Source organism: Sphaerisporangium sp. NPDC051017 (assembly GCF_040683095.1).
Classification (GTDB): domain Bacteria; phylum Actinomycetota; class Actinomycetes; order Streptosporangiales; family Streptosporangiaceae; genus Sphaerisporangium.
Genome location: NZ_JBFBCI010000023.1, coordinates 58,633 through 85,608 on the forward strand (window position 1 = coordinate 58,633; position 26,976 = coordinate 85,608).

A 26,976-nucleotide genomic window follows, 5' to 3' on the forward strand; every position below is an offset into this window, starting at 1 on the left:
GAGCGGTCAGTAACGAATCCCGAAGAGGCTCCCGTCCTCCCGCTCCTCGGTCATCTCGGCGCAGAGTTGGTAGTCGAGATCGGGACGCTCCCGCAGCGCGTCCGCGAGCCGGTCCGAGTCGATCGTCGTGATGTACTGGAGGCCTTCCTTCCGGCACGTGTCGGCGACGAGGTCGAGGGCGCCGGCGACCTGGCGGGCGTCCACGTGCTCGAAGAGATGACTGTCGTGCACGAGGAAGTCCGGGCCATGTCCGGCTCGCTTCGCCGTCACCGCCATGCACAGGTCGAAACAGAACAAGGCCATGCCCTGTACGTCCTTTGTGGCGCCGCCGCCGATGGTGGGGACGAATTTGTAGCCGGACCGTTTGGCCTCGATGGTCAGCGCCGCGGGCCGCCTGTCGCCGTAGAGCCGGTACGCGAACGACGCGTACAGGCGTGAGATGTCCGCGATGTGGTCGCGCCGGTCGTGCAGATCCGAGCTGATCTGCAGGGCGAGTTCCGCCGAACGAAGTTGGACGTGGCGGTTGGCGTTCCCCCAGCGGTCGACGATGGCCCGGCGCTCCATGAGTTCGCTGAGCCGGCCGTCGACGACGGAGATCTGGCGCTGCAGTTCGCTGTAGGTTTCGAACGCCCCGCCGGCCTCCAGCAGGCGCATCAGCTCGGCCCGTTCCCGGTCGAGCCCGCCCAGGTCCTCGCGTTCCTGCGAGATCTCCCGCAGCCGCCGGGCATGCTCCGCCTCCAGGTAGCGACGCCGGTTGGCGACGATCGAGTGGTGGAACGCCTCGACCTCGTCGAAACGGCGGGTCACCAGGTCTGGGAGCACGATGCCCACTTGTTCGAAGACATCGCGAAGGTAATCCCGGTCGGGCAGGCTCTCCTCGTCCTGCGAAAGCGCCTTCTCGATGTCCTTGGCGCCGCCCTCGAGGAGCACGAGCCGATCGTTGATGTCGCGGATTCGCCTGCTGAGCTCGTCGACCTGCGCACGGTGCCGGGCGTAGCGGTCCGCCACGTGGAACTCCGTGATCTCCCGGGCGAGATCGTCACGCTGGATCTGCAGGGTCCGGATCTGGGCGTCGAGGTCATTGGCCCTGCCCAGCGTCATGCCCACGATCGAATCCTTGGCGGCCCTCCTCAGCTCGCGCAGGTTCTTGTCGGTCTCGCCCACCTCACGCACCTTCGCCACCAGATCCACGTCCAGGGCGAACAGATACGCGAGGGCGGGTTGCGCGTCGGCTGCCCGCTGTTTCCGGTAGGTCTCCGTCGGAGAAACGAATCCACCCGCCGTGACGTCTCTGAGGTAGTAGGCCATCAAGGACCGGAACGACGGTTCGTTGCCGCCTTCGGTGAGCCCGAACAACCCTTTGCCGAGGTAGGCGCGAAACTTCGAGATCCGCATTCCCGCCCCGTTCACCTGGGCATACGCGAGATTCTCCACGCTTCGGCCGATCGTTCTCGGCTGGCCGAAGAGATCGAGGGTGAGGCCGAACTCCGCGTGCGCGAACTCCGTACGGCGAAGCGGATGGCCGAGCCGGACATCGGACCCCAGCAGGAAGTCCAGGAGTCGCACGAAGCTCGTCTTGCCGAGCCGGTCGCCGCCGTCCTCCGCGGTGGGCGTCGGGCTCCTTCGGGCGATCGCGATGTTCAGGCCGTCTCGGAAACGCGCGGTTTTGAACCCGGGCAGGTTACTTTTGAGCTCATACAGCACGGCTTTTCCTCACCAGCTCTCCGTTGTGCTCATCGACGACGCCGATCGCGTAGAGGACATCGAGGGCCAGCGAGAACCACCAGAACGGCAGCGCGGATCTCATGCCGCGCATCGACCGCCACTCCAGCAACCGATCCCAGACCGCGCTGACGCTGCCGGGCCGTTCGAGCTGGATCAGTATCTGGGCGCCGATCGCCAGCAGAGCCTGGTCGGTCGGTATGGCCTTGTCAGGAAGCAGCACGGCGGTGCTCCTGAGGCGCCTCGAAGATCTCGCACTGCTCGAAGAAGTGGGTGACGACCATGAGCGCCGCGCTGCGCTGCTGGGTCTTGTCCGGGAAGCCGTTCATGCCGAACGCCTCCGCGACCAGGTCGTCACAGAGGGCGTGGAAGACCGCGTCGGAAGAGTCGAGGCGGGCGCGATGGCCCGCGAAACGGGCCCGCAGGTTCTCCGACACCTGGGCCTGCTCGCCTGGGGAGGCGAATCTGAAGTAATAGCGCACGTGTCCGGTGTGAATCTGAAATCGCTTGATCAGGTCGGTCACCGTGGCGCCGAAGGCGTTGTGCTCGATCTTGCCGTAGGCGACCTCCTCGACCGGATCCAGACCAGGGCGAAGGCGCGTCCGGGCGAGTGACTCCACGCAGCGCGCGATGTACGTCATCCCTGCCGGGTGATCGGACGGCGGCGAGCCGATGATCGTCGCCAGGTGTCCACGCGACAGGAACCCGCAGTGGTTCCACAGGACCTGGGGAGGCCACACCTCGATCCGCACGGAGCCGCGATGCTGCCGCCGCAACTCGATGACGGCGCGTGCCGCCATCTCGGGCAGCCCGTTCGCGTTGTTGTGCACGAACGCCCATCGGTCCATGCTGTCGCCCCAGTACTTCAAGGCCGTGGTGAAATCGCTTTCGACCTTCTTCGTCACGTACCGCTGATTCGGGTTGCTCGCACCATAGCAAGCCAGCATGAGGCCGCCTACCCACCCGTCGCAGCCCTTGTCACCTCGCCCGGCCGGATCGACGGCCATGAACTCGCCGGGATGAACCGCATGCATGAGGTCATTGACGAACGCCTGCCATTCGAAGCCGGTTTTTCTGATCGACAGAGACATGAATTGGCTGTGGAACCAGGCCCTGTCCTGGTCGTCATATGAACTCATCGGTTCCTCGAGAACCCATGCGTCGGCGAGCGTCACTATGCCGCTTTGACCGTAACGCCGATTCGGCCCGATGAACAGACGTGCGGGGACGGCATCGATGACCGCGTCGGGAAGAAGGTCCGGGACGTGCGCGAAGGGCCTCTCCCCGGTGACCGCCTGGGGAGAGGCCCTCGCGTGCAGGTTCTGGATTAACCGATGTACGCGCAGTTGAGGAGAATGTTGATGCCGGGGCCGCCCACACACGAGTTGGCGCCGGCGCCGCCGTCGAGGAGGTCGTTGCCCTTCATGCCGATGAGGACGTCCTTGCCGTCACCGCCAAAGAGCAGGTCGTTGCCGTCGTTGCCAAGGAGCAGGTCATCGCCGCCCATGCCGAACATCGTCTCGGAATGTTCCCGGCCGGTCAGCGTGTCGTTGTAGGCCGAACCGAAAAGGATCTCGAAGTCGTTCAGGACCTCGTCGTTCTCGCCGGGCATCCCGTTGCCGGACGAGCGGTTGAGGTTGACGTCGACTCCGGCGGTGGCGGAGCGGTACAGCAGGGCGTCGGTGCCAAGGCCGCCGTTCATGGAGTCCGAGCCGAGGCCACCGTCGATCACGTCGTTGCCCAGGTTGCCTTCGATCCGGTCATCGCCGTCGCCGCCGTAGACGGCGTCGTCACCCGCGCCGGCGTCGATGAAGTCGTCGCCGCCGAGGCCGCAGATGACGTCGTCGCCCCCGTAGCCGTAGATGGTGTCGTTGCCGTTCGAACCGTAGATGACGTCGTCACCGGGAGTGCCGAGCACGGTGCCGGAGCCTGTGGTCGTGGCGAACTCGCCCGCGCAGTCCTGCGCCTGGTCGCGCAGGAGCACGCCCGGCAACCCGTTCTCGGTGCTGCCTCCGGCGGCGAGGAAGCGGCCGCTGCGGGACAGGACGGCGCCGGAGAACTTCTGCGGGAGGTTGTCCGCACCCGTCAGCGCCCGCTGGGTGCCGGTGGTGACGTCCCGCCACATCATCTGGGACGCCGGACCCGCGTAGAGGGCGTAATGGCCGTCGGCGGTGATGCGCGGCGTCTCGCCGGCGATCGTGCCGGTGGCGGCTCCCGTGCTGTCGGCGCTGACCAGGGTGGTGGTGCCGGTCTGCAGGTTGCGCAGGTAGACGTCCGGCAGGTTGTTGGTGTCCTGCGGCACCAACTGGTCCTTCGTCGTGAACACCATGGTGTCGCGGTTGCTGATGGTCGGCGGCGTCCAGATCGGCGAGCTGTCCGGAGCGCTGCCGGCGAGCCGGGTGTACTGCCCGTTCACCTGGTCGAGAACCGACAGCCGGGTCGACCCGTCGGTGTCCTTCCAGCGATAGGCGATGTACCGGCCGCCCGGGCTCACCGCCGCCCGGGGGCTGACGTACGCGTCATCCGGGGCCTGGGGATCCTTGAGCAGCCGGGTGACCCCGTTGCCGAGGTCGTGGTAGTAGAGGCGGTTCCCCGTCGTGGTCACGCCGGGAACCAGATTCGGGGCGGTCGAGTGGAATACCACGGTCCGCCCCCCGTCGAAGGTGGCACCGTCGATCTGGTTGTGGTCGTTGGCGCCGGGTGGCCGGCCCGTGCCGCTCACGTCCAGCCGGGTGCGGGCCCCGGTGGTGAGGTTCAGCGCGGTGACGTTGCAGCCACGACCGTCTTTGCAGGGGGTGCGGTACACGGCCTGCGTGCCGGTCTCGTTGAGGCCGACCAGGATTCCCGGCACGAACCGGGTCTTGCCGGTCTTCCGGTTGACCGCGTACGACGCGTACCCGGTGAGACCGCCGACCTGGTAGGTCAGGGTGTAGCCGACCACGTGGTCGTCGGCGCTGATGTCGGCGCTGATCGCCGCGCTGATCGTGGCAGAGCCGGTGGCGCCGGTGGTGGCGCTGCCGGTCACCGCGGCCGTGGCCTTGTCAGGGGATGCGGCGGGGGGTTCGGCGGGGGGTTCGGTGGGGGACGGGGACTCCGGCGGGGTGTCGTCCGACGGCACGTCGACCGGCGTGTCGGGGATCTGGTAGAGCGTCGCGATCGGAAGGGGCAGGCTGCGGACGGTGTCGATGTCCGGCGCTTCGTCGTCGGCCGAGGCCGGCAGCGCGTGGATGGCTGTAACGGTCGTCAGCGTGGCGGCAAGCGCCAGCGCCCTCTTTCGTAACTTCACAAGATCTCCTGAAGGAGTTGACGGGCTTAGTCGGCGGATGGCACAGGTGGACGCCGTCCCGGCGGAGCGCCGCGCTGACCGGTTGTCACGTGGTGATCCTCCAGCCGCACCGGCCAGGAACGGTCCAACCGGCCGGAACATTGCACACGTTGATTGGTAACAACGGCAGGAAACATGACGAAGCCAGGCCTTTCTCCGGCAGGAATGCCTAAATCCCCCATATGCCATTAACGCCGGGCGCATCTGGCCAGGACATTAAAGAATCAGGCAAACAGGCGAAAGGGGTGGCCGGGTAATTCGCCGGTATTTCACCAGCGGTTGGTCTCGGTGACCATGCCTGGTGGCCGCCGGCGAACCGGACGCCGCCCGCACCGATATGTTCACCTCGTAGACGCTCACAGTCGACGTCCATTCACGGTGGGCGCTCAAGCGGCTGTGGACGCCCCCGTGCACGGCCGCGCGGGCGGAGGGACGCGTCGCGTCCCGGGCTCGGGGTGGCGCGACGGCGGAGGGGCTCGTTGGGGTCACTGGCGTTAAGTATGGTGACCTTCGCGCACCCCCACATGGGGGCGCCCCCCATGCCTCCGCGAGCCCACCTTCAGGCGCCCCCTCACCCGTCATCCCGTGACAGCGGCCGACACGATGACAGGACTTTCGTCGTTAGCGACACAAGTTCGGGTGAAATGCGGCTGAACATCTTCACATCTCACCAAAAGTGCCTTATGTTCTGGGCAATCACCGCCTCTATGGAGGAGCTGTGAAGCGAAAGCCCATCCCACCAGCGACTTCCGGATGAGCGGAGACGACCCACGTCACGGACGGCGGGCGGAGGCCGGATCAGACCGGCCTCCGCGCGGGCGGCACGATACCGCCGCCCGGCCGTGACCCGCCTGGGCCGCCCCGTGCGGACCCGAGGCTCGTCGCACTCGGCCCGGCCGATCCAACGCCGGGCCGTAAGGCACCACAGGAAAGGAAGGTCCGCCATGCCCCCCAGGCGGCTGACCGCTCGCACCAGCAGATGGATCGCGCAGATCTGCGCCTTACTCATTCCCCTCTCAGGCCTGACCGTGCTGGCCGCCCCCGCCCAGGCGGCGGCCGTCGACCCCGCCGACTACCAGCGCGTGGAGATGGCCAAGGGGGCCGCCGACATGGGCGAGCCGATGTCCTTGTCCGTGCTGCCCGACCTGTCGGTGCTGCACACCTCACGCGACGGGACGCTGCGGCGCACCGACGCGCGCGGCGACACCACCATGGTGGGCGTCCTGAACGTCTACTCCCACGACGAGGAGGGGCTCCAGGGAGTCGCCGCCGACCCCGGCTTCGCCACCAACCGGTTCATCTACCTCTACTACGCGCCTCGCCTCAACACCCCCAGCGGCGACGCCCCGCTCACCGCCACGGACTTCTCCGCGTGGAAGGGGGTGAACCGGCTCTCCAGGTTCACGGTCAAGCCCGACTGGACGCTCGACATGAGCAGCGAGGTCAAGGTGCTCGACGTGGCGGCCGACCGGGGCATCTGCTGTCACGTGGGCGGCGACATGGACTTCGACGCCGCGGGCAACCTCTACCTGAGCACCGGCGACGACAGCAACCCGTTCGACTCGGCGGGTTACTCGCCGCTCGACGAGCGGACCGACCGCAACCCCTCCTACGACGCCCAGCGCTCCTCGGCGAACACCAACGACCTGCGCGGCAAGCTCCTGCGGATCAAGGTCAAGCCGGACGGGACCTACGACATTCCGCAGGGCAACCTGTTCCCGCCGGGCACCGCGAACACCAGGCCCGAGATCTACGCCATGGGCTTCCGCAACCCGTTCCGGCTGACCGTCGACAAGCCGACCGGCATCGTCTACGTGGGCGACTACGGCCCCGACTCGAACAGCAGCGACCCGAACCGCGGGCCGAGCGGCCAGGTCGAGTTCAACCGGGTCACCGGCCCCGGCAACTACGGCTGGCCGTACTGCACGGGGACGAACACGCCCGCCGAGACCTACAACCGCTTCACCTTCCCCTCCGGCCCCTCGGGGCCGAAGTACGACTGCGCCGGCGGGCCGACCAACGACTCGTTCCGCAACACCGGCCTGCGCCGGTTGCCGCCCGCCCAGCCCGCCTGGATCAGGTACGGCGGTGACGCCGGCTCGCCGCCGGAGTTCGGCGGCGGCTCGGAGTCCCCGATGGCCGGGCCGGTCTACCACTACGACGCCGCCCTGAAGTCCGCGGTCAAGTTCCCCCAGGACCTGGACGGCCAGTTCTTCGCCGCTGAGTTCGGCCGGAAGTGGATCAAGCCGATCGCCGTCAACTCCGACGGGACACCCGGCGCCATCGGCAACTTCCCGTGGACCGGCACCCAGATCATGGACCTGGCGTTCGGCCCCGACGGCGCGCTGTACGTCCTCGACTACGGCTCGGGCTACTTCGGTGGCGACGCGAACTCCGCGTTGTACCGCTACGAGTACATCAAGGGCCGCGACCGTTCACCGATCGCCGCCGCCAAGGCCGACAAGACCTCGGGCAAGATCCCGCTGACCGTGACGTTCTCCTCGGCCGGCTCCGCCGACCCGGAGGGGGCCGCGCTGACCTACGCCTGGGACTTCGGGGACGGCACCACCTCCACCGAGCCGAACCCGGTCAAGACGTACACGACCCAGGGCCGGTACAGCGCGAAGCTCACCGTGAGCGACCCCGCCGGCAACACCGGCACCGCGAGCGTAGTGATCAACGCGGGCAACACGGCGCCCACCGTGGCCCTGGAGACGCCCGGCAACGGTGAGTTGTTCCAGTGGGGTGACACCGTCCCCTTCACGATCAAGGTGACCGACGCGGAGGACGGCGCCATCGACTGCGCGAAGGTCACGTTGACCTACGTGCTCGGCCACGACAGCCACGGCCACCAGATCACCTCCAAGAACGGCTGCTCGGGCGCGCTGACCATCCCGCTCGACGGCGAGCACGACGAGGCCGCGAACATCTTCGCGGTGTTCGACGCCGAGTACACCGACAAGGGCGGCCTGACCACGCACGCCCAGCACATCCTCCAGCCGCGGCACCGGCAGGCCGAGCACTACTCGACCTCGTTCGGGGTCAACCCCATCGGCAAGGCGGCCGCGCACGGCGGCAGGACCGTCGGGGACATCAACAACGGCGACTGGATCGCGTTCAAGCCGTACGACCTGACCGGCGCCAGGGGGATCACCGCCCGCGTCTCCTCCGGCGGGAAGGGCGGCACCATCCTGGTACGCGCGGACTCCGCGACCGGCCCCGTGCTGGGCAAGCTGAGCGTGCCGGTGACCGCCAGCTGGGAGACGTTCGTCGACGTCTCCGCGCCGCTGTCGATCGCTCCGGCCGGGATGACGCAGCTCTACCTGTACTTCAAGGGCAACGACGGCGCGCTCTTCGACGTGGACGACTTCACGCTGACGGCCGCGCCGCCGAGCGGGGGCCCCGTCATCGGCCCCATCACCAGCACCGGCGGGCAGTGCCTCGACATCTCGAACGCCAACCCGGCCAACGGCACCAACGTGCAGCTCTACACCTGCAACGACACCGGAGCCCAGGTCTGGAGCGTCAACGGATCCACGATCCGGTCGCTCAACAAGTGCCTGGACGTCGACGGCGGCCGCACCGCCGACAACACCCGGGTGCAGATCTGGGACTGCGTCGCCGGCGTCGGCGCGCAGGTGTGGACCATCGGCGAGGACGGCACGCTGAAGAACCCGCAGTCGGGCAAGTGCCTCGACGGCTCGAACGCCGGGCAGATGGTCATCAAGACCTGTGACGGCAGCGCCGCGCAGAAGTGGACGATGCCGTCCAGCGGCACCGGCGGCGCCGAGGTCCTGGTCTTCTCGCGTACGGCCGGTTTCCGGCACGACTCGATCCCGGCCGGCATCCAGGCGATCAAGGACCTCGGCTTCAAGGTCACCGCGACCGAGGACCCGGGCGCCTTCACCGCCGCCAACCTCGCCAAGTACAAGGCGGTGGTCTTCCTCAGCACCACCGGCGACGTGCTCAACGACGCCCAGCAGGCCGCGTTCGAGTCCTACATCAAGGCCGGCGGCGGCTACGCCGGCGTGCACGCCGCGGCGGACACCGAGTACGACTGGCCGTTCTACGGCGGCCTGGTCGGGGCGTGGTTCGCCTCCCACCCGGCGATCCAGCCGGCCACCGTCAAGGTCGAGGACCGGGCCCACGCGGCCACCGCCCACCTCGGGCCCACCTGGAACCGCTCCGACGAGTGGTACGACTTCCGCACCAACGCCCGCACCACCGCCCACGTGCTCGCCACTCTCGACGAGTCGTCCTACTCCGGCGGCGGCATGGGTAAGGACCACCCCATCGCCTGGTGCAAGACCTACCAGGGCGGGCGGTCGTTCTACACCGGCGGCGGGCACACCGCGGCCTCCTTCGCCGAACCGGAGTTCCGCAGGCACCTGCTCGGCGGCATCAGCTACGCGGTGGGCGACGTCAAGGCGGACTGCCGTCCCGAGACCGGCTACACCACGATCTACAACGGCTCCACCACGGGCTGGTCGCAGGCCGGGCCCGGCGGCTTCACCAACGCCGACGGCACCCTCACCTCGCAGGGCGGCCTCGGCATGCTGTGGTACAAGGCGAAGGAGTACAACTCCTACTCGCTGAAGATGGACTGGAAGATGCGCGGCGACGACAACTCCGGTGTCTTCGTCGGCTTCCCCGCCTCCGACGACCCGTGGTCGGCGGTGAACAACGGCTACGAGATCCAGATCGACGCCACGGACGCGCCCGAGAAGACCACGGGCGCGGTCTACGGCTTCAAGTCCGCGGATCTCGCGGCCCGCGACGCCGCGCTCAACCCGCCGGGGCAGTGGAACACCTACGAGATCCGGGTGGAGGGCGAGCGCCTGCAGGTCATCCTCAACGGCGTGAAGATCAACGACTTCACCAACACCGACCCCGTCCGGTCCCTGCAGCAGGGGTACATCGGCATCCAGAACCACGGCGACGGCGACGAGGTGGCGTTCCGGAACATCCGGATCAAGGAACTCGGCGCCACGACCGGTGACGTCACCGTCCAGGCCGAGGCCTGGACCGACGCCAACGGGGTGCAGCCTTACTGGCACACCCCGGCGCACGGCGGCACGGTTCTCGGCTTCGTCAACCCCGGCGACTGGGCGGCCTACGACGACGTGGACCTCACCGGCGTCATCGGCTTCACGGCGCGGGTGGCCTCACCCACCCCGTCCGGCGGCTTCGAGATCCGCACCGGCTCCCCGTCCGGGCCCGTGCTCGGCACCATCACCGTTCCGAACACCGGCGGATGGGAGACCTACGCCGACGTCTACACGCCGCTGACCAACGTGCCCTCCGGGAGCGCCAAGCTCTACCTGGTGTTCACCGGGTCGGACTTCGACGTGGACGACTTCACGCTCGTCCGCGTCCCGAAGGACACCAAGGCGCCGGTGACCAAGGCCGCCCTGGACCCGGCGGAGCGGCCCACCGGCTGGTACACGGCGCCGGTGACGGTCACCCTCTCGGCCACCGACGAGGAGTCCGGGGTCGACTCGACGGAGTACAAGGTCGACGCCGGCCAGTGGACCGCCTACACCCGGCCGTTCACGGTCGGCGGCGACGGCACCCAAACGGTGTCCTTCCGGTCCAAGGACAAGGCGGGCAACCAGGAGGACGCCAAGAACGTCACGCTGAAGCTGGACGCCACCAAGCCCGTGCTGACCATCGGCGGGCTGAACGCCGACGGGAAGTACGGCGACAGCGCCCAGATCACCGTCAACGCCGACGGCAAGGACACGGGCTCGGGGATCGACACCGTGACCGCCACGCTCGACGGCGGGCAACTGCGGCTCGGCACGGCGCTCGACCTCACGTCCGTCGCGCTCGGCACGCACACCCTCAAGGTGACCGCCAAGGACAAGGCGGGCAACACGACCGAGCAGACCCGGAGCCTGACGGTGACCACGTCGTTCGGCGATCTCACGACCCTGTTCGACAGGTTCGACGTCCAGGGCCCGCTCGGGAGCCAGCTCCGCAACTTCCTGGAGTCGGCACGTAAGAGCGCCGAGAAGGGCCACACCGACCAGGCGCTCCACCACCTGGGCAAGTTCCGGAGCAGGGCGACCGGCGTGGCCGACCCGGCGGCCCGGGCGGTGCTGGTCCGGGACGCGGACGCGCTGATCGTCCGCCTCGGCGGCGAGGCGTCCGCCGAGGGGATCGCCGCCAACAGCGGAGATATCCTCCCGGACATGGCGAACTGACCGGCCTGACATAGTGAGACGGTGGGCCCGTCACCCGGTCGTCCGGCCGGGTGACGGGCCCACTGGCCAAGGCCCCGCTGAAGGCCGGCCGTGACGGTGTGACGCGCCGGAGCCGCCGCGGCGTCGACCCTCGTGCGGCAGCGGGCCGCCAGGCGAAGTCCTCCTCGGGAATCGAGGTCTCCCCGCGGAGCACGTCCGTGAGCCTGCCGTGCAACAGCCGCCACGGGTAGCGGTCGCGGTCGAGTTCCAGCGAACCCGGGCCGGTGACGCCCGCCGCCTCACGCAGGCCCGGCACGGCCCGGTAGCGGGTCAGGGCGAAGTCGTCACCGGTGGCCTCGCCGCGGACCATGCCGAGGCTCTCCAGGCAGTCCAGGAGCTTGTACAGGCGCCCGGGGACGACGCCCAACCGGGCCCCGAGCTCGGCCACGCGGCTCTCTCGGGCTCATCCGCCGGGGGCGGACGCGCGCCGCGCGCCCGGATCGGGAGGCGCTGTCGGGGGTGCAATCGATTTGCGCGTGGGCGGGCCGCGGTTTTCGGTAAGAGTCTCGCCGTCTCCTACCTGGTGATTCTTGGACGGCCGGGCGAACCGGCAGGTCATGGCGGCATCTCGATGATTTTCAGGGGTTGACGGACGTTCGTAGAACTGTAAAGTTTCTTTATTGAGAGCGCTCTCACGCCAATCCCACCCCCCGTAAGGATCGTCGTGAGACTCACCGTGCTGACCGGCGCGGCGGTGTTCGCCGTCGCGCTCCTCCCCTCCGTAACCGCCTACGCCGCCCCCTCCCCCGACCCGGCCGCCTCGGCGGTGACCCAGCAGCAGGCCCTCCAACGCGACCTCAACCTCACCCCCGTGCAGGCGGACGTCCGCCAGGCCCACGAGGCGGCCGCGGCCATCGTCGAGAAGGGGCTGCGCACGCGCCTGGCCGACCGGTTCGCCGGCGCCTGGTACGACGCGGCCCAGCAGCGACTCAAGGTGGGCGTGCTCGACACTCGCGACGCCGCCCTCGTCAGCGCGGCCGGCGCGCTGCCCGTGACGGTGCAACGCACCGAGAAGCAACTGACGGAGGCGAAGGCCGCGCTCGACCGGGCCGCCGGCGCGGACGGCGCGGCCGGCACGGACGTCTACGGCTGGTACGCCGACCCGGCGGCCAACGCCATCGTGGTGTCGGCGGCCGACACCGCCGCCGCCGAGCGCCTGGTCAAGGCCGGGAACCTCGACCGCAGCGCGGTGCGGATCTCCATCGGGGAGGCGCCCCGTCCCGTGTACGACCTCCGCGGCGGCGACCAGTACGTCATCAACGGCAACACCCTGTGCTCGGTCGGGTTCTCGGTGGACAACGGCGGCTTCGTCACCGCCGGCCACTGCGGCCAGACCGGGAGCCCCACCCTGGGCAACAACAATGTCAGCCAGGGCACCTTCGCCGGTTCTTCCTTCCCCGGCAACGACTACGCCTGGGTGCGGACCAACAGCAACTGGACGCCGCGCCCCTGGGTCAACAACTACGGCGGCGGCGTCGTCTCGGTGGCCGGCTCGCAGGAGGCGCCGGTCGGGGCGTCGATCTGCCGGTCCGGGCGCACCACGGGCTGGCGCTGCGGCGTGGTCCAGTCCAAGAACGTGACCGTCAACTACTCCGGGCAGCTCGTCTACGAGCTCACCCAGACCTCGGCCTGCGCCGAACCCGGCGACTCGGGCGGCGCGTTCATATCCGGGGACCAGGCCCAGGGCGTCACCTCCGGCGTCGCCGGCAACTGCTCCAGCGGCGGCATCACCGTCTACCAGCCGGTCAACGAGATCCTCGGCGCGTACGGCCTCACCCTGACGACCACCGGCGGGAGCACCAGTTCGCTGATCAGCAGCCTCAACAACAAGTGCATCGACGTGCCCGACGCGAACTTCAGCGACGGCAAGCAGTTGCAGATGTACACCTGCAACGGCACCATCGCGCAGAAGTGGACGTTCACCGGCGGCACGCTCCGCTCGCAGAACAACCTGTGCATGGATGTGGCCTGGGGATCCCGCGACAACGGCGCCGCGATCCAGATCGCGACGTGCAACGGCACGGGCGCGCAGCAGTTCGTCCTGTCGGGCGCTGGTGACCTGGTCAATCCTCAGTCCAACAAGTGCGTCGACATCGGCGGCTGGAACCCGAACGACCGCGCCCCCCTGATCCAGTGGGAGTGCCACGGCGGCGCCAACCAGAAGTGGCGCCGAGGCTGACAGCTCGACGGCACGGCCGGTGAAGTCGGCCGGCCGTGCCGCACCCGCTCCCTTCACCCCCCACCCCGATGCCCCCGCCGTTGTCCCGCCGCCTCGCGCGGCGAGGACGGCGGCCGGGTGCGCAGGTCCCAGAGGAGCCGAGGTATGCACGTATCGTCCCGGCGGTGGCGCCTTCTGGCCGCCGTCATGATGCTGGCCCAGGCGGTTCTCATCGCCTCGGGCCAGCGGGCGGCCGACGCCGCCGTCACGCAGTTGCCCTTCACCGTCACCAACAACTCCGGCCGCGGCGACGCGACGTACATCTACGTCATCGCCCGCAACTCCGCCGGCCAGCAGGGATACGTGGACGGGTCGGGAACCTGGCGCGCGTACAGCTTCCCCCCGTCCACGCCCAACGGGCCCGTGCCGGCCCCCGACATCTCCATCCCCGGGCCGGGCAACGGCGCCAGCAGGACGGTCATGCTGCCGCCGAGCCTGTCCGGCGGCCGCGTCTACCTGTCGATGGGGAACAAGCTGCAGTTCCTCCTGACGACGAACGGCCTGGTCGAGCCCGCGCCCTGGGTCCCGAGCGACCCGAACGCCAACATCCTGTACGACTGGACGGAGTTCGCGCGGGCGAGCAGCGGCGGCACGGGCATCTTCATCAACTCCACGACCGTCGACATGTTCAGCATCCCGCTGACCGTCAGCGTCACCGACACCGCCAACAGGACGCAGACGCAGGGCATCACCGGGAACCGCACCGGCATCCTGAACGCGTTCGGCGCGCTCGGGTCGCCGTGGTCGAGCCTGACCACGACGCGCACCTCCGACGGCCTCCCGCTGCGCGTGCTCTCGCCCGTGCACGCCATCCCCAGGGGGTCGTTCCCCTCGGGGTACCTCGACTCCTACGTCAACGCCGTGTGGTCGTACTACGCCACGCACACGTTGAACGTGCAGACGTCGCTGGGCGACTTCACCGGCACGACCAGCGGAGCGAACTGGACGTTCAGGGGCACGTCCGGCAACGTCATCGGCACGCTCACCAGGCCCGCGACGAGTGACGTCTTCGCGTGCGCCGGGGGCATGCAGCCGCCGAACCAGCCGGACCAGGCGGCGATCCTCGCGGTCGGCGCACGCGTGTGCGCGGCGCTGAACCGGGCGACGCTGTCGACGGCGGGCCGGGTCATGTTCGACACGCAGCCGACGACGGACCCGGCGAGGTTCTACGGGCAGTCCGCGTCGAACCTCTTCAGCAAGACGATCCACGACTTCTCGTTGAACCGCCTGGCGTACGGCTTCTCCTACGACGACGTGGGCGGGTTCGCCCCGGTGATCGACCAGCCGAACCCGGCGTCGGCCGGTATGACGATCGGAAGCTTCGGCACGGGCGGCGGAGGCGGCGGCACGGTCGCCGGGGAGCCGATCACGGGTCCGGGCGGCAAGTGCGTGGACGTCTCGGGCGACGACAACGGCGGCAACGGCGCGCCGGTGCAGCTCTGGGACTGCCAGTCCTACGCCGTGGACCAGCACTACACGATGGTCGGCAACACCCTGCGCACGTTCAACGGCGGCAAGTGCCTCGACGTCGTGGACAACGCCACCGCGAACGGGTCGAAGGTCCAGATCTGGGACTGCTCCGGCGCCGGCAACCAGCAGTGGCTGCTGCAATCCGACGGGTCCATCAGGAACGCCGGGTCCGGCCGGTGCCTCGACTCCCCCAACGGCGCGACCGGCAACGGCACACGGCTGCAGATCTACGACTGCAACGGCACCGCCGCGCAACGCTGGTCCTTCGCGGGCGGGGCGAACATCGCCGGCCCCGGCGGCAAGTGCGTGGACGTCTCGGGCGACGACACCGGCGGCAACAACGCCGTCGTCCAGCTCTGGGACTGCAACTCCAACGCGAAGGACCAGTTCTGGACCTGGAGCGGGCAGACGCTGCGCACCCTCGGCCGCTGCCTGGACGTGCAGGGCGGCGGCACCGCGAACGGCACGTTGCTGCAGCTCTACGACTGCAACAACACCGGCGCGCAGAACTGGGTGCAACTGTCCAACGGGTCGATGCAGAACCCGCAGTCCGGCCGGTGTATCGACTCCCCCAACGGCGCGACCGGAAACGGCACCCGCCTGCAGATCTACGACTGCAACGGCACCGCCGCACAGCGCTTCGCCGTGCAGTGACCCGCCGTCACGTGGCCGGCGTCGCCCCGGCGCCGGTCACGTGAAGGTCACTCCGGAAGGAGGCGGCGGCTCACGTCCGGCCGATGGTGCTCTCGCGGATCTCCAGGGCGAACGGGGTCTGGACGTCCTCGACGTCGAAGGGTGTGGCGTTCTCGGCGGCCTCGGCGCTCCTGGCGTGGATGAGCGAGACGGCGGCCTCGGCGATCGCCCTCTTGTCGGGGGCGATCGTGGTCAGCGACGGAACACTGTAGGCGCTCTCCTCGGTGTTGTCGAAGCCGACGATCGCCAGGTCCTCCGGGACGCGGACGCCGCGGTCGGCCGCCGCCCGCAGGGCCCCGATGGCGAGCAGGTCGTTGAAGCAGAAGACCGCATCGGGTCGTTCGGGGAGGTCGAGCAGGTGGCTCATGGCCCGCGCGCCCTCCCCGCGGTGGTATTCGCGCACGGGGACGTCGAGTTCGTCGTCCTGCGGGAGCCCGGCCTCGCCGAGGGCCGCACGGTACCCCTCCAGGCGCAGGGCCGCGGTGCCGCGGGTCGGATTGCGGCCGATCGCCGCGATCCGGCGCCTGCCGATCGTGGCCAGGTGGCCGACCGCCGTCCGCGCGGCGAGGACGTTGTCGATGGCGACGTGGTCGATCGGCACGTCCACGGCGTGCTCGCCGACCATGACCAGCGGCACCCTGGAGTCGAGGTCGGCGAAGTCCTCCGCCGAGAGGGCCTCGGGGCTGAGGATCGCGCCGTCGATCATGTGCGGGCCCATCGAGGTGAGGGCGGTGCGCTCGCGGTCCCGGGTGCCCTGGGTCTGCTCGATGAGCACGTTCCACCCGTGGGCCTGGGCGGCGGTGATGATGAGCCCGGCGAGTTCCCCGAAGTACGGGATGCTCAGCTCGGGGAGGACGAGGGCGATGAAGCCGGTCTTGCCGCGGCGCAGGTTGCGGGCGCCGATGTTGGGCCGATAGCCGGTGGCGATCAGCGCCGCTTCCACTTTGCGGCGGTTCTCCGGCTTGACGAACGCATAGCCGTTGACCACGTTCGACACGGTCTTCACCGAGACGCCGGCCAGCTCCGCGACGTCTTTGAGTGTGGCGGCCCTCACGCGGATCCCTTCACGGATCTGTTATGTCAACGCAAGCCTAGACGTTTTTTCCCTATTTACAACGTTGCTACAACGTCGTAAAAATTTGGTGACGCGTCACGACCGGCCGGGACGGCGTACTACGCCCGCGTCTCGAACAGCCCCGAGGGGAACGACCAGAGGAGCTCATATGACAGCCATCAGACAACGGATCCCGGCCGGCGTCGCCGTCACCGCGGTGATCGCTCTCACGCTCACCGCCTGCGCGAAGAGCGAGGAGGGCACGTCCGCCGCCGCGAACACCGGGCCCGCCGCCACGGCCGCCTCTGCGCAGCCGACCGGGACCGGCTGCACGCTCGCGGGGACCGGCTACCCCAAGATCGACCTGAAGACCGCGAAGATCGGCTTCTCGCAGTCCGAGAAGGAGGCCAACCCGTTCCGGATCGCCGAGACCCAGTCGATCAAGGACGAGGCCGCCAAGCTGGGCGTCCCCACGGGCAACCTGCTGGTCACCAACGCCCAGAGCGACCTGAACAAGCAGGTCAGCGACATCAAGTCCATGCTCGACCAGGGCGCCCAGGCGTTGATCGTCGCCCCGCTCAACTCCGACGGCCTGCAGCCCGCGCTGGACGCGGCCAAGGCCAAGAAGGTCCCGGTCATCACGATCGACCGCAAGGTCACCTCGCAGCCCTGCACCGACTACCTGACCTTCATCGGCTCCGACTTCGTCAAGCAGGGCGAGCGGGCGGCCGACCAGATGATCCGCGTCACCGGCGGCACGGCCAAGGTGGCGATCCTGCTCGGCTCGTCCGGGAACAACGTGACCACCGACCGGACCAAGGGCTTCAAGGACAAGGTGGCCGGCACCCCCGGCATCTCGATCGTCGCCGAGCAGACCGGCGAGTTCGACCGCTCGAAGGGGCAGGCGGTGACGGAGCAGCTGCTCCAGAGCCACCCCGACCTCACCGCCGTGTACGCCGAGAACGACGAGATGGGCGTCGGCGCGGTCAACGCCATCAAGGCGGCGGGGAAGCAGCCGGGCAAGGACATCAAGATCGTCTCGATCGACGGCACGCGCAACGCGGTCAAGCTCATCACCGAGGGCTCCTACAACGCCGTCGTGGAGTCGAACCCGCGGTTCGGGCAGCTCGCCTTCCAGACCCTCCAGCAGTTCGTGGACGGCACGCCGATCCCGCCGAACGTGATCATCGCCGACGACGAGTACGACGAGACCAACGCGGCGTCCAAGCTGGCGAACTCCTACTGACCTTGTCCGCCGGCCGGATCCCGGTAGGGGGTGCGTCCGGCTCGTCCTGAGAACGGAGGGTCGTGTGGACGAAATGGACGTACCAGTGCTTGAGGTCGTCGAGGTGAGCAAGGAGTTCCCCGGAGTGCGGGCGCTCGACCGGGTGTCGTTCCGGCTGCGCTCCGGTGAGGTCCATGCCCTGGTCGGGGAGAACGGAGCCGGCAAGTCCACCCTGATCAAGGTGCTCACCGGCGTCTACCAGCCGGACGGCGGGCAACTGTTGCGCGATGGGCGGCCGGTGGTGTTCGGCACGCCGATCCAGGCGCAGCGGGCGGGGATCTCGACGATCTACCAGGAGGTCAACCTGGTCCCGCTGATGAGCATCGCGCAGAACGTCTTCCTCGGCCGCGAACCCCGGGACTCCCTGGGGCTGATCTCCCGGTCCCGGATGCACGCGATGGCCGCCGACCTGCTCGCCGGGTACGGCATCACCGAGGACGTGCGGCGGCCGCTCGGCAGTCTGGGCGTCGGCGCCCAGCAGATGGTCGCGCTGGCCAGGGCCGTGTCGGTGGACGCGCGGGTGGTCATCATGGACGAGCCGACCTCGTCGCTGGAGCCCCGCGAGGTGGAGACGCTGTTCGAGGTGATCGGCCGGTTGCACCGGCAGGGCATCGCGATCCTCTACGTCAGCCATCGCATGGACGAGCTGTACCGGATCTGCGACCAGGTGACCGTGCTGCGGGACGGCAAGCTCGTGCACACCGGCCCGCTGGCCGAGGTCGACCGGCTCTCCCTGGTCTCGATGATGCTCGACCGCGAGATCGGCGAGGTGCGGGCCCATGGCGTGACGAGCTTCGGCGAGGACCGTCACGCGGCGGCCGAGACGCTGCTGCGCGCCGAGGGCCTTTCCAGCCGTCACCGGCTCGCGGGCGTCTCGGTGACCATCCGGGCCGGGGAGATCGTCGGCCTGGCCGGGCTGCTCGGCTCGGGACGCAGCGAGACGGCCCGGGCGCTCTTCGGCGCGCTGCCCCTGGACGCCGGCTCGGTGGTGCTCGCCGGGAAGGCGGTCAGGCCCGGGAGCACGTCCGCGGCGATCTCCGCGGGCATGGCGATGCTGCCCGAGGACCGCAAGGCCGACGGGATCATCCCCAACCTGTCCGTCCGCGAGAACATCGTCCTGGCCGCGCTGCCCCGATTATCCAGGTACGGCCTGGTCAGCCGGGCCAAGCAGGACAAGATCGTGGACATCTTCGTCAAGCGACTCCGCATCAAGATCTCCAGCCCCGAGCAGAAGGTCTCCGAGCTGTCCGGCGGCAACCAGCAGAAGGTGCTGCTCGCCCGCTGGCTGTGCACACAGCCCGCGGTGATGCTGCTGGACGAACCCACCCGAGGCATCGACGTCGGCGCCAAGGCCGAGGTGCAGAAGCTGATCGACGAACTCGCCGCCGAGGGCATGGGCGTCCTGCTGATCTCCTCCGACATGGAGGAGCTGATCGACGGCGCCGACCGGCTGGTGGTCCTGCGCGACGGCGCCGTCGTCGGCGACCTCCGGGGCGACCAGGTCACCGAGGGCGGCGTCCTGGCGGCGCTCGCGCACCCCTCCGAAACCGAAGGGGACCCCGATGAGTGACGCGGCCCTGTCCTCACGACCGCGCGCCCGGCGCGCCCACGCGAACCGGCTGCAGGAGTACGGGGTGTACGTCGCCGTCGCGGCCGTGCTGCTGTTCAACGTGGCCTTCACCTCCAACTTCCTGTCGCTCGGCAACTTCCGGACCCAGCTCGTGCAGGTGGCCCCGATCGTCATCGTGGCCCTCGGCATGGCCCTCGTGATCGGCACGGAGGGCATCGACCTGTCGGTCGGCGCGGTCATGGCGCTGGCCGCCGCGCTGATCCCGCTCTACCTGGGCTACGGCCTGGTGCCCGCGCTGGCCATGGCCCTGATCGCGGGCCTGGTCGCGGGCGTGTTGAACGGCGTCCTGGTCGCCTATGTCGGGATCCAGCCCATCATCGCGACGCTCGCGCTGCTGGTCGGCGGCCGGGGCCTGGCCCTGGTCATGGCCCAGGGGCGGCTCGTGGACATCCACAACCCCGCCTTCCTGAACCTCGGCTCCGGAGACCTGCTCGGCATCCCGATCAGCGTCGTCGTCGCGGCCGTCCTCGCGGTGCTGACCGGGCTGCTGATCCGCCGTACCGCCCTCGGCCGGCGGATCGTCGCGATCGGCGGCAACCGCTCGGCCAGCGCCCTCGCCGGGCTGCCGGTGCGGCGGGTGCTGGTCACGGTGTACGCGATCTGCGGGCTGCTCGCCGCGCTCGCGGGCGTGCTGGCCACCGCCCGTCTCGGCGCGGGCGACCCCGCCGACACCGGCATGCTGATGGAGCTGTCGGCCATCACCGCCGTCGTGGTCGGCGGCACTCCCCTGTCCGGCGGCCGGGTGCGGGTCGCCGGCACGGTCGCCGGGGCGCTGCTCATGCAACTGCTGTACGCGACCATGATCAAACACAACCTGCCGGACTCCAGCGCGCAGATGGTCCAGGCGGCGATCATCGTCGTCGCGGTGTACGTGGCGCGCGAACGGAGCGGCCGATGAGCACCTCGACCACCCCCACCGGATTCCACGAGAGCGCCCCGGCGCCCGGCCGCGCCACGCGGGGGGCGGCCCGCCGTGAGCTCGTCGCCGGTCTGCTCCAGCGGCAGGGCGCCGCACTGGTCTTCGCCGCGGTGATGGCCGTGGCGTGGATCACCTTCCCCGGCTTCGGCACGGCGGGCAACCTGCGGACGCTCGCGCTGCAGAGCTCGTTCCTCGCCGTGATCGCGCTCGGCATGACCCTGGTGATCATCTCCGGCGGTATCGACCTGTCCGTCGGCTCGGTCTACGCGCTCGGCGGGGTGCTGGCGGCCTACGGCTCACGCTGGGGCTTCTTCGGCGCGCTGTTGCTGCCGCTGGCGGTGTGCGGGCTGATCGGCCTGATCAATGGGCTGCTCGTCGCCCGCGCCGCGATGGCGCCGTTCATCGCCACCCTCGCCACCCTGCTGTTCGCCCGGGGACTGCTGCTGGCCATCACCGGCGAGGGCGCCACCACCTACAAGATCGACAGTGACCAGGTGTTCCTGGAGATCGGCCGGGGCGTCCTGTTCGGCATCGGCTACCCCGTCTACATAACGCTGGCCCTGTTCGTCGCCGGAGGCCTCCTGCTGCGGCGGACCGGGTTCGGGCACGCCCTGTTCGCGACCGGCGGCTCGGAGAGCTCGGCCGTGCTGATGGGGCTCCCCGTCGCCCGCACCAAGATCATCGTGTACGTGCTCAGCGGCCTGCTGGCCGGGTTCTCCGGCGCGATGACCGCCGCCTACCTGCAGTCCGGGGTAACCGTCATCGGCGTCGGCACCGAACTGGACGCGATCGCCGCCGTGGTGATCGGCGGCACCCTGCTGACCGGCGGCGCGGGAACCCTGATCGGCACCCTGTTCGGCGTACTTCTGCGCAACGTCATCCAGAACATCATCAACCAGATCGGCACGCTGGACGGCAACTTCCAGTCGGTGGTCAGCGGCGCGTTCCTGCTGGTCGTCGTGGTCGTCCAGCGGGCCCTGTCCCACGGCCGCCGCTGACCCCGCAAAACACATGTCCGCGCGAGTCCCGGCACGCTCCCAGGCCGACGGCCCGCACCCCACCCGCTCACTCGTACTCCATCCATCCCCCCGATCCGAGGACGAGACATGTCGAAGCCACCCCCGAAGCCGAGCACCGGATCCCGCCGACCGCAGGAGCCCAGCCGATGAGACTGATCAAGGTTCTCACCGCCGTCGTGGCGCTGCTCGCCGGGACGCTGGTCACCGCCGCGCCCGCGCACGCCGACTACATCCCCAAGACGCCGCCGCTGACCACGCCGTGGACGAGCCAGGTGTCGCTCACCAACCCGCTGCCCGAGTACCCCCGCCCGCAGCTCACCCGCCCGGACTGGCAGAGCCTCAACGGCCAGTGGCAGTTCGCCGGCGCCGCCGACCTCAACAGCCCGCCGATCGGCCGGAACCTCGCCGAGACCGTCCTGGTCCCGTACCCGATCGAGTCGGCGCTGTCGGGCATCAAGCGGCACGAGAACAACATGTGGTACCGCCGCACGTTCACCGTCCCGCCCGGGTGGAACGGGCAGCGCGTCCAGCTCAACTTCGGCGCCGTGATGTACCGGGCGTCGGTATGGGTGAACGGCGTCCAGGTCGGCACGCACAGCGGCGGCTACGACGCCTTCACCTTCGACATCACCGGCGCGCTCAACCGCGGGTACGGCACCAACGAGATCGTCGTCGGCGTGTACGCGCCGGTCGACGCCGCCGGGTACCCGCTGGGCAAGCAGCGGCTGAACCCGAGCGGCATCTTCTACACCGCCTCCAGCGGCATCTGGCAGACCGTGTGGATCGAGCCGACCAAGGCCGCCCGCGTCACCCGCCTCGACACCACCCCCAACCTCGCCGCCGGCGCCCTGGACCTCGTCCCGCAGGTCAGCGGCACCGCGCAGGGCGTGCGGGCCGAGGTGCTCAAGAACGGCGCCGTGGTGGCCTCGGCCACCGGGACTCCCGGGCGGCTTCTGCGCGTGCCGATCCCCAACCCGCGCCTGTGGACCCCGGACGACCCGTTCCTGTACGACCTGCGCGTCACCCTTACGGGCGACGGGGGCGGCGACGTGGTCGGCGGCTACTTCGGCATGCGCTCCATCGGCAAGGCCATGGTGGGCGGCGTGCTGCGGCCGGTCCTGAACGGCAAGTTCGTGTTCCAGCTCGGCACCCTCGACCAGGGCTTCTGGCCGGACGGCATCTACACCGCGCCCACCGACGAGGCCCTGCGCTTCGACCTGGAGAAGCAGAAGTCCCTGGGCTTCAACATGGTGCGCAAGCACATCAAGGTCGAGCCCGCCCGCTGGTTCTACTGGGCCGACCGGCTCGGGCTGATGGTGTGGCAGGACATGCCGTCGATGCGGACCGGCGTCGACCCGTCCACCGCCGACCGCGCGAACTTCGAGTCCGAGCTGCGCCGTATGGTCGACCAGCTCAAAGGCATCACCTCGATCGTGCTGTGGGTGCCGTTCAACGAGGGCTGGGGCGAGTACGACCCGGCGCGGATCGCCGACCTGGTGAAGAGCTGGGACCCCACCCGGCTGGTCACCAACAACTCCGGCTCCAACTGCTGCGGGTTCGACGGCGGCAACGGCGACACGATCGACGACCACATCTATGTGGGGCCGGGCAGCCCGCAGCTGCCCACCGCGACCCGCGTCGCGGTGCTCGGCGAGTACGGCGGCCTCGGCCTGCGGGTGTCCGGCCACGAGTGGTCGCCCGGCAACGGGTTCGGCTACGAGTTGCTGCCCACCTCCGCCGCGCTCACCCAGCGGTACGTCGACATCACCGGCCGGTTGCGCGACCTGATCTTCACGCACGGCCTGTCCGCGTCGGTGTACACCGAGCCGACCGACGTCGAGAACGAGGTCAACGGCTTCTACACCTACGACCGGCGGATCGAGAAGATGGACTTCGCCCAGGTGCGGGCCGTGAACACCTCGGTCGTGAACGCCGCGCAGGGCACCTACGTCCCCGTGAACCGGCTCGTGTCGCTCAAGGTCACCACCAGCGGGTACACCGACAGGTCGCTCAGCCTCTCCGGCGGGCTCGGCGTGACCTCGGTCGTGGACGCCGCGTCCTCCGACGCGCTCAAGCGCGACAGCACCTTCTGGACGCGGCCGGGCCTGGCCGACGCCGGCTGCGTGTCGTTCGAGTCGCGTAGCGCCCCCGGGCAGTTCCTGCGGCACTACAACCACCGGGTGCGCCGCGACGCGAACGACGGCTCGGCGCTGTTCAAGGCCGACGCGACGTTCTGCGTCCGCGCGGGGCTCGCCGGCGGCGGCAGCTCGCTGGAGTCCTACAACCTCCCTGGCCGGTACCTGCGCCACATCAACGCCGAGGTGTACCTCTCCGACAAGAGCGGCGCCAACCCGTGGGACAATCCGGCGAGCTTCGCGGAGGACGCGACCTGGGCGGTCACCTCGCCCTGGTGGGTCAGCGGCGCGGACCTGCCCACCGGGCAGGCGCGGTCCCTGCAGGTCGTGACGCCCGGGTTCACCGACCGCTACCTGCGCCACATCAACGGCCTCGGCACCACCGAGGTGGTCACCGGCGCGAGCGACGCCACGCTCAAGGCCGACGCCACCTTCATCGTCAGGCCGGGCCTGGCCGAGCCGAGCTGCTACTCCTTCGAGTCGCGCAACTTCCCCGGGAACTACCTGCGCCACTCTGCCTTCCGCATCCGCAACGACGCTCGTGACGGCACGGTCCTGTTCGACCGGGACGCCACGTTCTGCGCGCAGCCCGGCCGCTACGGCTCGGGCGACGTCACCCTCAACTCCTTCAACTTCGGCGACAACAACATCCGGCACTACGCGGCCGAGGTGTGGATCGCCTCCAACGGCGGCTCGCACCCCTACGACTCGCCGACCTCCTACGACGCCGACGTGACCTGGCACCTCGCCGCCCCCTGGGCTCCCTGACCCAGGGCCCGCCACACTCGTCCCGCCCGGACCGCCCTCCGGGCGGGACGCCCTGGCCGAACGGACCCGAACCATGACCCTCGCACGTCGCACCTTCCTGGCGGGCGGCGTCGCCGCGGTGGGCATCGCCGCGGCCGGCCTGCCCGCCGCCCCGGCGTCGGCCGCCGCGCCCGCCTACCCCGGCAACCGGGCCCCGCTCCAGCCCGCCGCCTTCCTGCGTCTGCCGCCCGGCGCCACCCGCGCCCGCGGCTGGCTGGCCACCCAGCTGAACCGCCAGCTCACCGGGCTCTGCGGTCGCTATCCCGAAATTTCCCACTTCCTGCAGTACGACAACACCGGATGGACACGCGGGAACCTCGGCGGCTGGGAAGAGGTGCCGTACTGGCTGCGCGGATACGTGGACCTGGCGTACGTCACCGGCGACGCCGCCGCGCTGGCCACCGCCGACCGCTGGATCAACGGGGTGCTCGGCACCCAGAGCGCGGACGGGTTCTTCGGCCCGCAGCCGCTGCGCACCTCGCTGAACGGCCACGCCGACCTCTGGCCGCACATGCCGATGCTGCACGCCCTGCGCTCGCACGCCGAGTACACCGGCGACGCGCGCGTGAACCCCTTCCTCGGCCGCTTCTTCGCGTACATGAACGCCCAGCCCGCGGGCGTCTTCCGGGACGGCTGGGGCACCTACCGGTGGGCCGACACCATCGACGTCGTCTACTGGCTCTACAACCGGACCGGCGAAGGCTTCCTGCTCGACCTCGTCCGGAAGATCCACGCCAACTCCGCGAACTGGGTGAACAACCTCCCGAGCCCGCACAACGTCAACATCACCCAGGGCTTCCGCGAGCCCGCCCAGTACTGGGTCCTGTCCGGCGACCCGAGCCACCGCACGGCCACGTACAACGACTACGCCGCCGTCCAGAACGCCTACGGCCAGTTCCCCGGCGGCGGCTTCGCCGGGGACGAGAACGCCCGCCCCGGCTTCGGCGACCCCCGGCAGGGGTTCGAGACCTGCGGGATCGTCGAGTACATGCTCAGCCACGAGATCCTCACCCGCGTCACCGGCGACCCGGTCTGGGCCGACCGCACCGAGGAACTGGCCTTCAACTCGCTGCCCGCCGCGCTCGACCCGCAGGGCAGGGCCGTCCACTACATCACCAGCGCCAACTGCGTCGACCTGGACAACAGCCCCAAGACCATGGGCCAGTTCGAGAACGGGTTCGCCATGCAGTCCTACCGGCCCGGCGTCGACCAGTACCGGTGCTGCCCGCACAACTACGGCATGGGCTGGCCGTACTACCTCGAAGAGATGTGGCTGGCCACGGGCGACGGCGGGCTCTGCGCCGCCCTCTACGGCCCGTGCACCGTCACCGCCAAGGTCGCCGGCGGGGCGAGCGTGACCGTCACCGAGAGCACCGACTACCCCTTCTCCGGCACCGTCACCTTCACGCTCGCCCTCGGCGCGCCGGTGGCTTTCCCGCTCGTCCTGCGGATCCCGGGCTGGTGCTCCGCGCCCGACCTGCGCGTGAACGGCGCCCCGGTGACGGCGGGCCCCGGCCCCCGATACGCGACCGTCGCCCGCACCTGGTCCAACGGCGACACCGTCACCCTCCGGCTGCCCATGCAGCCGGCCGTGAAGATCTGGCCGGCCCAGCACAACGCCGCCTCCGTGAACTACGGCCCGCTGACCTTCTCCCTGCAGATCGGCGAGAACTGGGTGCAAACCGGTGGATCCGCCCAGTTCCCCGAATACGACGTGCACGCCACCACCCCGTGGAACTACGGCCTCGTCCAGGGCGGCACGTTCACCGTCGTCGCCGGCGGGAACGCCGACGACCCGTTCACCTCCGCCGGCGCGCCGGTCCGGCTGCGCACCGGCGCCCAGCGCATCGACGCCTGGCAGGCCGACGCGCAGCACGTGGTCACCCCGCTGCAGGACGGCCCGGTCGCCGCGTCCACACCCGTCGAGCAGGTCACGCTGATCCCGATGGGCGCGGCACGGCTGCGCATCACGTCCTTCCCGCAGACCGGCGGCACCCGCCCCTGGCTGCCGCCCGGCGCCGCCTTCCGCCTCCAGAACCGCAACTCCGGCAAGGTCCTCGGCGTGGACGGCATGTCCACGGCCGACTCGGCCAACGTCGTGCAGTTCGCCGACAACGGCACCGCCGACCACCTGTGGCGGATCGAGGACGCGGGCGGCGGCTACGTGAAGCTGCGCAACGTCCTGTCCGGCAAGGTGCTGGCGGTGGAGAACATGTCCACGGCCGACTCCGCCCGCGTCCAGCAGTACTCCGACACCGGCACCCTGGACCACCAGTGGCAGCTCGTCGACGGCGGCAACGGGTATCTGCGGCTGCGGAACCGCAACAGCGGCAAGGTCCTCGGCGTCTCCGGCATGTCCACCGCGGACTCCGCGCAGGTCGTGCAGTTCGCCGACAACGGCACCGCCGACCACGACTGGCGCATCCTCTGACCGCGCCGCCCCCTTGATACGTC

At 69.7% G+C, this 26,976-nt stretch carries 14 protein-coding genes; 9 read left to right on the forward strand and 5 right to left on the reverse strand.

Features of this window, described 5'->3' with window-relative positions; translation table 11 throughout:
- Positions 1 to 6: 6 nt before the first annotated feature.
- Genes AB0M95_RS19880 through AB0M95_RS19895 form a run of 4 tightly spaced genes read right to left on the reverse strand, consistent with a single transcriptional unit; the run spans position 7 to position 5,008 of the window.
- Positions 7 to 1,704: an ABC-three component system protein gene (locus AB0M95_RS19880; RefSeq protein ID WP_363766420.1), complete on the reverse strand. Its 1,698-nt coding sequence runs from the start codon at positions 1,702 to 1,704 to the stop codon at positions 7 to 9.
- Positions 1,694 to 1,945, reverse strand: a complete 252-nt coding sequence (locus tag AB0M95_RS19885) for an ABC-three component system middle component 6 (protein WP_363766423.1) — start codon at positions 1,943 to 1,945, stop codon at positions 1,694 to 1,696. The genes AB0M95_RS19880 and AB0M95_RS19885 overlap by 11 nt, the downstream gene beginning before the upstream one ends.
- Entirely contained in the window at positions 1,932 to 3,104 is a 1,173-nt protein-coding gene (locus AB0M95_RS19890; protein ID WP_363766426.1) for an ABC-three component system protein, read from the reverse strand. The genes AB0M95_RS19885 and AB0M95_RS19890 overlap by 14 nt, the downstream gene beginning before the upstream one ends.
- Positions 3,050 to 5,008: a calcium-binding protein gene (locus tag AB0M95_RS19895; protein WP_363766429.1), complete on the reverse strand. Its 1,959-nt coding sequence runs from the start codon at positions 5,006 to 5,008 to the stop codon at positions 3,050 to 3,052. Before AB0M95_RS19895 ends, AB0M95_RS19890 begins: the two co-directional genes overlap by 55 nt.
- 983 nt (positions 5,009 to 5,991) lie before the next feature.
- Here AB0M95_RS19895 and AB0M95_RS19900 point away from each other — a divergent pair.
- From AB0M95_RS19900 to AB0M95_RS19910, 3 genes are all read left to right on the forward strand, one after another.
- A complete protein-coding gene (locus AB0M95_RS19900) occupies positions 5,992 to 11,253 on the forward strand; it encodes a ThuA domain-containing protein (protein WP_363766432.1) in 5,262 nt (1,753 codons plus the stop codon).
- 703 nt (positions 11,254 to 11,956) lie between these two features.
- A complete protein-coding gene (locus AB0M95_RS19905) occupies positions 11,957 to 13,471 on the forward strand; it encodes a ricin-type beta-trefoil lectin domain protein (protein WP_363766435.1) in 1,515 nt (504 codons plus the stop codon).
- A 144-nt stretch (positions 13,472 to 13,615) separates the two neighbouring features.
- Entirely contained in the window at positions 13,616 to 15,634 is a 2,019-nt protein-coding gene (locus AB0M95_RS19910; protein WP_363766438.1) for a beta-1,3-glucanase family protein, read from the forward strand.
- Between the two features lie 70 nt (positions 15,635 to 15,704).
- Here the strand turns inward: AB0M95_RS19910 and AB0M95_RS19915 are convergent, their stop codons facing one another.
- Positions 15,705 to 16,727, reverse strand: a complete 1,023-nt coding sequence (locus AB0M95_RS19915; protein WP_363766441.1) for a LacI family DNA-binding transcriptional regulator — start codon at positions 16,725 to 16,727, stop codon at positions 15,705 to 15,707.
- A 169-nt stretch (positions 16,728 to 16,896) separates the two neighbouring features.
- Here AB0M95_RS19915 and AB0M95_RS19920 point away from each other — a divergent pair, with 169 nt between their 5' ends.
- From AB0M95_RS19920 to AB0M95_RS19945, 6 genes are all read left to right on the forward strand, one after another.
- The gene (locus AB0M95_RS19920; protein WP_363766444.1) at positions 16,897 to 17,973 is read left to right on the forward strand and encodes a substrate-binding domain-containing protein; all 1,077 of its coding nucleotides are present in this window, start codon (positions 16,897 to 16,899) and stop codon (positions 17,971 to 17,973) included.
- Between the two features lie 73 nt (positions 17,974 to 18,046).
- Complete coding sequence (locus tag AB0M95_RS19925) at positions 18,047 to 19,582, forward strand: sugar ABC transporter ATP-binding protein (protein WP_363766536.1); 1,536 nt, start codon at positions 18,047 to 18,049, stop codon at positions 19,580 to 19,582.
- Positions 19,575 to 20,540, forward strand: coding sequence for an ABC transporter permease (locus AB0M95_RS19930; protein ID WP_363766447.1), 966 nt, complete (start codon positions 19,575 to 19,577; stop codon positions 20,538 to 20,540). Before AB0M95_RS19925 ends, AB0M95_RS19930 begins: the two co-directional genes overlap by 8 nt.
- The gene (locus tag AB0M95_RS19935) at positions 20,537 to 21,559 is read left to right on the forward strand and encodes an ABC transporter permease (protein WP_363766450.1); all 1,023 of its coding nucleotides are present in this window, start codon (positions 20,537 to 20,539) and stop codon (positions 21,557 to 21,559) included. The genes AB0M95_RS19930 and AB0M95_RS19935 overlap by 4 nt, the downstream gene beginning before the upstream one ends.
- A gap of 167 nt (positions 21,560 to 21,726) precedes the next feature.
- Positions 21,727 to 24,483 (forward strand): AbfB domain-containing protein, encoded by a 2,757-nt coding sequence (locus tag AB0M95_RS19940; RefSeq protein ID WP_363766453.1) that lies wholly within the window; start codon positions 21,727 to 21,729, stop codon positions 24,481 to 24,483.
- 73 nt (positions 24,484 to 24,556) lie between these two features.
- Entirely contained in the window at positions 24,557 to 26,953 is a 2,397-nt protein-coding gene (locus AB0M95_RS19945; RefSeq protein WP_363766456.1) for a beta-L-arabinofuranosidase domain-containing protein, read from the forward strand.
- Positions 26,954 to 26,976: the final 23 nt, after the last annotated feature.